Below are 10268 nucleotides of genomic sequence, written 5' to 3' on the forward strand. Positions count from 1 at the left end.
TCATGGAGGGCTTGGGTCTGCCGCCTCGATGAGGATGGCGCGGAAGTCGTTGACGTTGGTGAGCGTGGGGCCGGTGCGGATCTCGTCGCCCAGGGCCTCGAAGAAGCCGTGGCCGTCGTTGCGGGCCAGGTGGTCGGCCGGCCGTAGGCCGGCGGCCCAGGCGCGCGTCAGCGTGTCTGGGCCGAGGGTCGCGCCGGCGATCTCCTCCTGGCCGTCCACGCCGTCGGTGTCGGCCATCAGCGCGTGGATGCGCGGATGGCCCTGCACGGCCAGGGCCAGTGAAAGCAGGCATTCGACGTTGCGGCCGCCGCGTCCGTCGCCGCGTACCGTCACGGTGGTCTCGCCGCCGGACAGCAGCACGCACGGTGGGGTGAAGGGCTGGCCGCGCTCGGCCACCTGCCGTGCGATGCCGCCCAGCACCTTGCCGACGTCGCGGGCCTCACCCTCGAGGGCATCGCCCAGGATGTGCACCGCGTAGCCGGCCTTTCGGGCCACGGCGGCGGCGGCTTCCAGGGCCTGCTGCGGTGCGGCCACGAGACGGGTCTGCGCGCGCACCAGACGCGGGTCGCCGGGCTTGATCGATTCGCCGGCGCCGCTTTCCAGCACCTCGCGCACGGCCGGCGGCAGCGCGATGCCGTGGCGGCGCACGATGGCCAGCGCGTCCTCGCAGGTGGTGGGGTCGGCTACGGTGGGGCCGGAGGCGATGTCGATGGGATGGTCGCCCGGCACGTCCGACAGCAAGAGGGTGAGCACCCGGGCGGGGTGGCAGGCGGCGGCAAGCCGCCCGCCCTTGAGGGCCGACAGGTGCCGGCGCACGCAGTTCATCTCGCCGATGCTGGCGCCACTGGCCAGCAGGGCGCGGTGGACGGCTTGCTTGTCGGCCAGCGTCAAGCCCGGCAGCGGCAGGGGCAGCAGGGCCGAACCGCCGCCGGAGATCAGGCACAGCACGAGATCGTCCTCGCTCAGGTCCTGCACCCGTTGCAGGATGCGCTGTGCGGCCGCCAGGCCCGCCGCGTCGGGCACCGGGTGGGCAGCCTCGACGATCTCGATGCGCTCGCAGGGCACGGCGTGGCCGTAGCGCGTGACGACCAGGCCCGACAGCGCGCCGTCCCAGTGGCGTTCGACGGACTGGGCCATCGCGGCCGAGGCCTTGCCGGCCCCCACGACGATCAGGCGTCCGCGTCCCAGCGAACCGGGTGCAGGCAGGTGGGGCGGCACGCACAGCGCAGGCTGGGCCGAGGCGACGGCGGCGTCGAACAGGCGCCGCAGCAGGGGATGGGGCGGGGCAAGGGACATCGGAGCCTCGTCGAAGGGGAGGCGTCAGCCGGGCTGGCCGCCGATCTCGAAGTGGTTGAGCTGCTCCAGCGCACGCACCAGGGCCGAATGGTCCCAGCCCGCGCCGCCGTGGGCCACGCAGGCGCTGAAGAGCTGCTGGGCCGTGGCCGTGGCCGGCAGGGCCAGGCCCAGCGACTTCGCGGCGTTCAGCGCGAGGTTCAGGTCTTTCTGGTGCAAGGCGATGCGGAAGCCCGGGTCGAAGCGGCGCTGGATCATGCGTTCGCCGTGTACCTCCAGGATGCGCGAGGTGGCCAGCCCGCCCATCAGGGCCTGTCGCACCTTGGCCGGGTCGGCGCCGGCGCGCGCCGCAAACAGCAAGCCCTCGGCCACGGCATGGATGGTGAGCGCCACCACGATCTGGTTGGCCACCTTGCAGGTCTGGCCGTCGCCATGTCCGCCTACGAGCGTGATGTTCTTGCCCAGCACCTCGAACACCGGCCGCACGCGCTCGAAGACCTCGGGCTTGCCGCCTACCATGATGGACAGCGTGGCGTTGCGCGCGCCCACGTCGCCGCCGGAGACGGGCGCGTCGAGGTACTCGCAGCCCAGGGCCTCGATGCGGCGGGCGAAGTCCTTGGTCTCCACCGGCGAGATCGAGGACATGTCCACGACGATCTTGCCCGGGCTCAGGCCCATGGCCACGCCCTGCTCGGCAAAGAGCACGTCGGCCACGTCGGGCGTGTCGGGCACCATCGTGATGATGATGTCGGCGCGCTCGGCCACGCCGCGCGCATTCAGGCACTGGGTGGCCGAGCTGGCAGCGATCTCGGCCGGCATCTTGCCGTGGGTGTAGACGAACAGCTGGTGCCCGGCCTTGATGAGGTGGCCAGCCATGGGCGTGCCCATGATGCCCAGGCCGATGAAGCCGATGCGCAAGGGGTGGGAAGTCATGTGGTGCTCCTGGGTCGATGAAGGGGAAATGTCGAGGGTTCAGCGGGCGAGGGCGGCCATCCAGCCCAGGCCGGCCTCGGTGGTGGCAGCCGGCTTGTATTCGCAGCCCACCCAGCCGTCATAGCCGATGCGGTCGAGGTGTTCGAAGAGGAAGCCGTAGGCGATCTCGCCGCTGCCGGGCTCGTGGCGGCCGGGGTTGTCGGCCACCTGGATGTGCGCGATGCGCGGCAGGTGGCGCTGCAGCGTGGCGGCCAGCTCCCCTTCGCTGCGCTGGGCGTGATAGAGGTCGTATTGGAGGTAGAGGTTGTCCGCGCCGACCTCGTCGATCAGGTCCAGCGCCTGCGACGTGCGGTTCAGGTAGAAGCCGGGGATGTCGTAGGTGTTGATGGGCTCGACGAGCAGCCGCAGCCCGGCAGTGCGCAGGCGCTGCGCGGCGTGGCGCAGGTTGTCCACCAGGGTGCGGCGCAGCACCGCCTCGTCCACGCCGGCCGGGCCCTTGCCCGCCAGGCAGTTGAGCTGGCGCACGCCCAGCACGCGGGCGCAGTCCAGTGCGCGTTCCACGCCGTCGCGGAACTCGGCCACGCGGTCGGGGTGGCAGGCGATACCACGTTCGCCGGCGTCCCAGTTTCCTGCGGGCAGGTTGTGCAGCACCAGCTCCAGGCGGTGGGCCCGCAGCCGCGCACAGATCTCCTGCACATCGTAGGCATAGGGGAAGAGGAACTCCACCGCGCGGAAGCCCGCGCGGGCGGCAGCTTCGAAGCGGTCGAGGAAGGCATGCTCGGTGAAGAGCATGCTGAGGTTGGCCGCGAAACGGGGCATGTCGGTCTCTCCTTCAGTCCAGCAGAGCCACGGCGGTGGGCACGTCGGCCTTGTCCGCGGCCAGATCCTCGAACTCGACGATGTTGTCGATCTCGGTGCCCATGGCGATGTTGGTGACGCGTTCGAGGATCACCTCGATGACCACCGGCACCTGGTGCTGTGTCATCCAGTCCTGCGCCTGCCGGATGGCGGGGGCGAGTTCCTCGGCGCGGTGCACACGCAGCGCCTTGCAGCCCAGGCCCTCGACCACCTTGACGTGGTCCACCCCATAGCCTTGGGCGGCAGCCTCGCCGACAGGGGCATTGATGTTCTCGAAGCCGAGCTGCACGCAGTAGTCCATGTCGAACCCGCGCTGCGCCTGGCGGATCAACCCCAGGTAGCTGTTGTTGACCAGGATGTGCAGGTACGGCAGCTTGAACTGCGCGCCCACGGCCAGCTCCTCGATCATGAACTGGAAGTCGTAATCGCCCGACAAGGCCACGATGGGGCGCTTGGGGTCGGCGGCTCGCACGCCCAGGGCGGCTGGCACGGTCCAGCCCAGCGGCCCGGCCTGGCCGCAGTTGATCCACTGGCGCGGGCCGTAGACGTGCAGGAACTGCGCGCCGGCGATCTGGCTCAGTCCGATGGTGGAGACGTAGGTCACGTCCCGGCCGAAGACTTCGTTCATGCACTGGTACACGCGCTGGGGCTTCATCGGCACGTGGTCGAAGTTCGTCTTGCGCAAATAGGCCAGTGAGGCCTTGCGGGCCCGGCATTCAGCGGCCCAGGCCGAGCGGTCCTTCAAGCGGCCGGCGGCCCGCCATTCGCGCGCGACGTCCACGAAAAGCGTAAGCGCGGCCCGGGCGTCGGAGACGATGCCGTAGTCGGGCGCAAAGACGCGACCGATCTGGGTGGGCTCGATGTCCACGTGGATGAAGCGGCGGCCCTTGCAATAGACCTCGGGCGAGCCGGTGTGGCGGTTGGCCCAGCGGTTGCCGATGCCCAGCACGAAGTCGCTGGCCAGCAGGTTGGCGTTGCCGTAGCGATGGCTGGTCTGCAGGCCGCACATGCCGGCCATCAGCGGATGGTCGTCCGGGATGCTGCCCCAGCCCATCAGCGTGGGGATCACCGGGATGCCGGTGAGCTCGGCAAAGGCCACCAGCAGGTCCGAGGCGTCGGCATTGATGATGCCGCCGCCGGCCACGATCAGCGGGCGCTCTGCGCTGTCCAGCATCTCCAGGGCCTTCTCGATCTGCCGGCGCGTGGCCGCGGGCTTGTAGACGGGCAGCGGCTCGTAGGTGTCGATGTCGAACTCGATCTCGGCCTGCATCACGTCGAAGGGCAGGTCGATCAGCACCGGCCCGGGTCGGCCCGAACGCATCAGGTGGAAGGCCTGCTGGAAGGCGCGCGGCACTTGGGCGGGCTCCAGCACCGTGGTGGCCCACTTGGTGACGGGCCGCGCGATCGAGGCGATATCCACGGCCTGGAAGTCTTCCTTGTGCAGGCGGGCCCGCGGCGCCTGGCCGGTGATGCACAGGATGGGGATGGAATCGGCCTGGGCCGAATACAGGCCAGTGATCATGTCGGTGCCGGCCGGGCCCGAGGTGCCGATGCACACCCCGATGTGGCCCGGGGCGGCGCGGGTGTAGCCCTCGGCCATGTGCGATGCGCCTTCCACATGGCGCGCGAGGATGTGCCCGATGGTGCCGCGCTCGCGCAGCTGGGCATACAAGGGGTTGATGGCGGCGCCGGGCACACCGAAGGCCTGCGTGACGCCTTCCTTTTCCATCACCAGCACGGCGGCCATCGCCGCTTTCATCTTGGGCATGTCGATCTCCTGTGATCGAAGGGGCTTGCAACTGGCGTCGATGTTGGCCTGCATGGCTGCGTCCCGGAAGGCGGCACTGGCGCATTTCGCTTATTCCATGGTGGAATGGCAGGCATGGAACGTCTGCAAGCCATCCGGCTCTTCGTGCGTGTGGTCGATCTCGGCTCGTTCAGCAAGGCCGCGGCCGAACTGGGCATCGGCCAGCCGGCCGCGACCAAGCAGGTTCGGCGCATGGAGGCCCAGCTCGGTGCCCGGCTGCTGCACCGCTCGACCCATGGCGTCACGCCCACGGAGATCGGGCTGCTCTACTACGAGAAGTGCAAGCTCATCGCCCACCACATCGAGGAAGCCGAATCGGTGGCCACCCTGCTGCAGACGCAGGTGCAGGGCGCCTTGCGCATCAACACCTCGGTGGCCTTCGGCCGGCGTGTGCTGGCGCCGCTGGTGATGCAGTTCATGCGCATGAACCCCCAGCTGCTCGTCGACCTGAGCTGCGACGACCGGTACGTGGACCTGGTGGAGCTGGGCGTGGACGTGGCCATCCGCATGGGCCGCCTGGCCGACTCCACGCTGGGCGCGCGCTATCTCGGCCTGAACCCCTGGGTGGTGGTGGCCTCGCCCGCCTACCTCGACGAGCATGGCCTGCCCAGGACTCCGCGCGATCTGCGCCAGCACCGCGCGCTGATCTACAGCACGGTGCAGGGCGATGCGCGCTGGCATTTCACCGGCGCGCGCGGCCAGGCGGTGTCGGTCGAGGTGCGCGGCAATCTGCGCTCGAACAACCTGTCGATGCTGCTGGCGGCGGCGCGCGAGGGCTTTGGCGTGGCGGCGCTGCCGCGCTATGTGGCCCACGAGTCCGTGCGGACCGGGGCGCTGAAGACTGTGCTGGAGGGGTGGCAACTGCCCCAGCAGGAAATCCACGCGGTCTACCCCTCGCCGCGCATGGTGCCGGCCAAGGTGAGCCGGTTCATCGAGTGGCTGCAGGGCCAGTTCGAGGGGGAGTGGTGGGCCCGCACCGCGTCGTCGGCGGGCAAGCGCAAGCCCGGGGCCGAACCCTGAACGGGGGCAGGGGCTGGTCCCCCCGGCGGGAATCGAACCCACATCTAGCGCTTAGGAGGCGCTCGTTCTATCCATTGAACTACGGCGGGGTGCCTAGACAACGCCTCATTGTACGCCTCTTGATTCCCTCTGATGTGATCCGATGCTTTGCTATTCTGCTGCTACCAACTGCTACCGGTAGCACTCAGTCATGGCTAGCATCATCCAGCACAGGGGGAAGTGGCGAGCGCAGGTGCGACGCAAGGGCTTCCCAGTCTACACAAAGACCTGGGACACCAAGGCGCAGGCCGAGCGGTGGGCGCGGCAGGTCGAGGCCGACATCGAGCGGGGGCTGAGGCCCAGTGCTACCGCTGTGGCCGGCGGTAGCTACACGGTAGCAGCGATGATCGAGGACTACCGGCGCTTGCGGGAGGCATCGCGGCCGGTGCGCGATACCAGCACGGAGCACTACAACCTCGTCCGGCTGGCCGGGTACCTGGGCGATCTGGACGCATCCAGGCTCAGGCCTGAGGACCTGGTGGGCTACGCCCAGCGTCGAGCCGACGAGGGCGCGGGCCCCTATACCGTCAACACCGAAATCTCCAAGCTGGGGACGGTCATGCGGATGGTGGCGTCGCTCAAGCACATGACGCTGCCAGACGTGGTGCAGCAGGCCCGCCCCCTGCTCAATCACCTGAAGCTCATCGGGGGTGGTGGGCGTCGCGAGCGCCGGCCCACGGATGACGAGCTGGCCCGAGTGATCGCCCACATGGAAGCGACCTACGGGCTGGTGTATGCCGACGCCGTGCGCTTCGCTGTGGGCACCGCCATGCGCCGGGGCGAGATCGTGCGCGTCACTTGGGCAGACATCGACGAAAAGCGCCGCCTGATCCTGGTGCGCGACCGGAAAGACCCACGGCAGAAGGCCGGCAACGACCAGTGGGTGCCGCTGCTGGCAGGCACGGCGATGGGTGACATGTGGGCGCTGGTGCAGCGCCAGCCGCGCACTTCAGACCGCATCTTTCCCATTCACGAGCAGACGCTCACGAAGTACTTCACGTGGACCTGCAGGGCCTTGGCGATCCCTGACCTCCACTTTCACGACCTGCGGCACCACGCCATCAGCTTGCTGTTCGAGCGAGGCTTTCGGATTGAGCAGGTGGCGCTGGTATCTGGGCACCGCAGCTGGCAGCACCTGAAGCGTTACACGAACCTGCGCCCCGAGGATTTGCATAAAGGCCCATCAGGCCGCTAGCCGCGCTTCCTTGCGCTTGCGGTCCAGGTACTCAGCCACGTCGGCGGCGTCAGCAAACCGCATCTTGCCGTCGATGTAGGTCGGCAGGTCGATGTCCCGGGCACCGATGCGCTTGTGCAGCGTGGAGACGGCGATTCCCAATGCCTCGCCAAGCTGCTCCATGTTCAGCCGGGGCCCGTACTTCTCCAACAGGTAGGCTTGTGTCAGCAGGCTCATGACTCTTCCTCTTCCATCTCTTCTTCGCGCCACTCCTGGCGATTTTCGAGAACCGTCTGCGCTGATCGATGCAGCCGCCGACCTGCGCGCTTGCGGCAACCGCAGGAGCGCGTCACGCCGGTGAGCAGGTTGTTCCAGCGGGCCACCGTGTGGCCGCCGCAGTCGCAGCTTGCGGTGACCAGCAGGCGGCCGGCGTGGTCGCGTCCGGCCTCGCCGGTCACAGTCAGCAGGCCATGCCGGCTGCCGATGCTCACGGGCGTCTGACGCCTTCGGCCGCGCTCGCGCAGCACGTCGGACTTCAGGCAGCCGCACGAGCGCGTGTGACCCCGCACCAAATCCCACGTCATCACGCGCGTGAGTTGGCCGCAGTCGCACAGGCATTCCCAGCGGATACGACCCTGGGAATCGAGGCCGTGCAGGTCGATCACGGTCAAGCGGCCGAAGTCTTGGCCGGTGAGGTCAAGCTTGCGAGGCACGGGCATCTCCTTGCGTCACCAAGGCCCTGACTTCTGGAGTCACATGCTCGAGGACATGGCCGATTGATGCGAAGGGGTCGGTGTCGGCGATCTCGACCAGGCGCGTCAGCGCATGCAGCGCCTGGGCCGCTTGCTTCCGTGCAGCGGCAGCCTCGCGCCGTCCGGCTTCGAAGCCGGCTTTCCACCCCAGCTCGGCCATCTCCTGCGGCGTCTGTGTGAGATGGCCCGACGAGTCCGTCCAGAACTCGACCTCTTTGCGTGCCCACTCGCGGGCGCGCACCTGCTTGGTCATCTTCACGGCTCATCCCCTGTCGCGGTCAATCCAAGGGCGTGCATGTGCCGGCGCATGCCGTCGCGGGCGGCCTCGCGGCTCGGGTGCCACTCGGTGCCGACATGGTCCCCCTGGCCGTCGTACAGCATCAGCATCCAGCGGCGGCCCACGTGGGTGATGGTGGCCACCATCAGCTCTGTCTCAGGGTGGGTTACGAAATCCATGTTGACTCCCGTAAAATCAGCCGGCCTCCCGGAAGGCGCTGCACAGCAGGCACACGTAGGCGATGCGCTGCGGTTCCTCAAGGTTGGGCATCCCGTCTGGCCGTTTTGTCACCTGGATGCGGGTGACGAGGGTCCAGAAGTGGGCGCATCCGGAGCGCCCGATCAGCTCGACTTGGGCAATCATGCTCACCTCGTCTTCAAGATCACGGTGACGCCATCGCTCGCCCGCTCCACATCGGCCAGGCCTCGCCACTGCAGGTGTGCGAGTGCGTCTTCCAGATAGGGATCGGCGGCGATCTGCGCCTGCGTGAGCGTCCATACGCCCGCGTTGCCGCGCATCGCCTCCCCGTAGATCGCGCTCTCGGCCGCGTCGTCGGCCAGGCGCAGGGCGCGCGCACTGTCCGCTTGACCGGCGCCAGTGGCGCTTGCGCTGAGCCGGTCGCGCAGCAGGTCGCGGATGATGGCCGCGGCGTCGGTCAGGGCCACGCAAACCAGCACGTCGTCCTTGTGCTCCTCGGCCAATTTGGCGCAGATGCGTGCGTGGCTTTCGGCCTCCTTGAGCGTAGTGGACGCCTCGGGCTGCACTGCGTCGATTGACGCCTCCATGGCCCGGACCGCTTGCCGCCATTGCTCCAGCGCTTCGTGGGCCGAGTCCCACCAGCGCGACTGCACCCTCTCCAGCTCTGCCACCCTTGCTTGCATCGCATCGTTTTCGGCTGCCAGCGTCGTGACAGCAACGGATAGTTTGCTGTTGCGCCACTCCTCAGGCAGCGCTTCCCGCACGCATGCCAATTCCTCACGCAGCCGCTCAATCTCTGCCAGGAACGTGGCGCGGACGGCGTATTCGATAGCCCGCGCCATGGCTACTTCGGTGTCATGCTCTTCCTCACGCAAGTAAAGGCCGTAGGCGCATTGCTCAAGCAGCTTGTCAATTTCCCGATCCGTCAGCAGCGGGAAGTCGGCGATGTCTCGGTTCATATCATGCTCCTTTGATGCGAGAGAGGGCGGCGCGGGCGTCACGGTAGACGTTGTAGTTGGCGTCTTTAGCCCACTCGGCTGCGCGGTCAAGAAGACGCATCAGCTCATCCCTCTGCGCAAGGAGTTCGGAGTAGCTGGGCTGGCCCGCTTGACCAGCGCCAGCGGCGCTTGCGCTGAGCCGGTCGCGCAGCAGGTCGCGGATGATGGCCGCAGCGTCCGTGAGCGCTGCGAACAACAAGGGGTCGCTTTTGTGCTGCTCGGCCAACTTGCCGCAGATATGCGCATGGTCATCTGCCTGCTCAAGCGTGGTGGATGCCTCGGGCTGCACTGCGTCGATTGACGCTTCCATGGCCCGGACCGCTTGCCGCCACTGCTCCAGCGCCTCGTGGGCCGAGTCCCACCAGCGCGACTGCGCGGCGTCATTGCGCGTGTCCATCAGCAGGCACTCCAGCTCCAGCGCCAGGCGTGCGCCGGGGGTGAAGAAGTCGATGAGGTCGGCCTTTGCTGTTGGCATCTCGCTCACCTCATCGCAAGGGGGCCAGAGCGCCCCATCCGCCACCATCGAAGACGAAGAACAGTGTCCCTTCGTGGCTCGGGGCGACTTGTGCGCCCGGCAGCTGGGCAATGGCTGCGAGGTATCTGCGCTGCACGCGCACCTCACCGACGGTCACCGGCTGGATGCTGGCGCCGCTGCCCTCGCAGATGCGGCACGGCTGCGCGCGTGCCCCGTGACTGGCATGCTTGGCTACGAAGTAGCCTTTACCATCGCACTCCTTGCAGCGGTAGTAGTGTCTGCCTTTCAAGAACTCCCCATCGCCGCAGCAATCGTCGCAGTCCACCCAGTACACGATGCCGCTGCCATCGCACGCTGAGCAAGGCTCGGGCGGCGGCAGCTCGATGGAATCAGCCGGTTTCCAGGTCAATTGGGTGTTCTTGATGATCTGCTCGATCCGACGGG

13 protein-coding genes, 1 tRNA gene and 1 pseudogene are annotated in these 10268 nt (G+C 68.0%); 2 read left to right on the forward strand and 13 right to left on the reverse strand.

Annotation, left to right across the window (positions count from 1 at the left end; translation table 11 throughout):
- Genes ACK4ZD_RS03220 through gcl form a run of 4 tightly spaced genes read right to left on the reverse strand, consistent with a single transcriptional unit; the run spans window position 1 to window position 4852 of the window.
- Complete coding sequence (locus tag ACK4ZD_RS03220) at window positions 1-1296, reverse strand: glycerate kinase (RefSeq protein WP_409658723.1); 1296 nt, start codon at window positions 1294-1296, stop codon at window positions 1-3.
- Window positions 1297-1320: 24 nt separating this feature from the next.
- A complete protein-coding gene (locus ACK4ZD_RS03225) occupies window positions 1321-2226 on the reverse strand; it encodes a 2-hydroxy-3-oxopropionate reductase (protein WP_409658726.1) in 906 nt (301 codons plus the stop codon).
- A gap of 39 nt (window positions 2227-2265) precedes the next feature.
- Window positions 2266-3045, reverse strand: a complete 780-nt coding sequence (hyi, locus tag ACK4ZD_RS03230; RefSeq protein WP_409658728.1) for a hydroxypyruvate isomerase — start codon at window positions 3043-3045, stop codon at window positions 2266-2268.
- A gap of 13 nt (window positions 3046-3058) precedes the next feature.
- Window positions 3059-4852 carry a glyoxylate carboligase gene (gcl, locus tag ACK4ZD_RS03235; RefSeq protein ID WP_409658731.1) on the reverse strand — a complete coding sequence of 598 codons (1794 nt, stop codon included), beginning with the start codon at window positions 4850-4852 and terminating at the stop codon, window positions 3059-3061.
- A gap of 114 nt (window positions 4853-4966) precedes the next feature.
- Here gcl and ACK4ZD_RS03240 point away from each other — a divergent pair, with 114 nt between their 5' ends.
- On the forward strand, window positions 4967-5911 hold the full coding sequence (locus tag ACK4ZD_RS03240; protein WP_409658734.1) for a LysR family transcriptional regulator: 945 nt from the start codon (window positions 4967-4969) through the stop codon (window positions 5909-5911).
- Window positions 5912-5925: 14 nt separating this feature from the next.
- Here ACK4ZD_RS03240 and ACK4ZD_RS03245 read toward each other — a convergent pair.
- Window positions 5926-6001: transfer RNA gene (locus ACK4ZD_RS03245), tRNA-Arg, on the reverse strand.
- A 100-nt stretch (window positions 6002-6101) separates the two neighbouring features.
- On the opposite strand from ACK4ZD_RS03245, the gene ACK4ZD_RS03250 reads away from it, so the two are divergent.
- Window positions 6102-7145, forward strand: a complete 1044-nt coding sequence (locus ACK4ZD_RS03250) for a tyrosine-type recombinase/integrase (RefSeq protein ID WP_409658737.1) — start codon at window positions 6102-6104, stop codon at window positions 7143-7145.
- Here the strand turns inward: ACK4ZD_RS03250 and ACK4ZD_RS03255 are convergent.
- The 8 genes and pseudogenes from ACK4ZD_RS03255 to ACK4ZD_RS03290 all read right to left on the reverse strand — a co-directional run.
- Window positions 7134-7361 (reverse strand): hypothetical protein, encoded by a 228-nt coding sequence (locus ACK4ZD_RS03255; protein WP_337878401.1) that lies wholly within the window; start codon window positions 7359-7361, stop codon window positions 7134-7136. The two genes, ACK4ZD_RS03250 and ACK4ZD_RS03255, sit on opposite strands and share 12 nt — an antisense overlap.
- A complete protein-coding gene (locus tag ACK4ZD_RS03260; RefSeq protein WP_409658740.1) occupies window positions 7358-7837 on the reverse strand; it encodes a hypothetical protein in 480 nt (159 codons plus the stop codon). The genes ACK4ZD_RS03255 and ACK4ZD_RS03260 overlap by 4 nt, the downstream gene beginning before the upstream one ends.
- On the reverse strand, window positions 7821-8135 hold the full coding sequence (locus ACK4ZD_RS03265) for a hypothetical protein (protein WP_409658743.1): 315 nt from the start codon (window positions 8133-8135) through the stop codon (window positions 7821-7823). Before ACK4ZD_RS03265 ends, ACK4ZD_RS03260 begins: the two co-directional genes overlap by 17 nt.
- A complete protein-coding gene (locus ACK4ZD_RS03270; protein WP_409658745.1) occupies window positions 8132-8332 on the reverse strand; it encodes a hypothetical protein in 201 nt (66 codons plus the stop codon). The genes ACK4ZD_RS03265 and ACK4ZD_RS03270 overlap by 4 nt, the downstream gene beginning before the upstream one ends.
- 16 nt (window positions 8333-8348) lie before the next feature.
- Entirely contained in the window at window positions 8349-8516 is a 168-nt protein-coding gene (locus tag ACK4ZD_RS03275; protein ID WP_409658748.1) for a hypothetical protein, read from the reverse strand.
- 2 nt (window positions 8517-8518) lie between these two features.
- Window positions 8519-9310 (reverse strand): hypothetical protein, encoded by a 792-nt coding sequence (locus ACK4ZD_RS03280; protein ID WP_409658751.1) that lies wholly within the window; start codon window positions 9308-9310, stop codon window positions 8519-8521.
- 1 nt (window position 9311) lies between these two features.
- Window positions 9312-9824, reverse strand: a complete 513-nt coding sequence (locus ACK4ZD_RS03285) for a hypothetical protein (RefSeq protein WP_409658754.1) — start codon at window positions 9822-9824, stop codon at window positions 9312-9314.
- 10 nt (window positions 9825-9834) lie between these two features.
- Window positions 9835-10268 (reverse strand): annotated as a pseudogene (locus ACK4ZD_RS03290) (hypothetical protein); the annotation flags it as partial.

This window comes from Caldimonas sp., assembly GCF_046291045.1.
Taxonomy (GTDB): domain Bacteria; phylum Pseudomonadota; class Gammaproteobacteria; order Burkholderiales; family Burkholderiaceae_C; genus Caldimonas.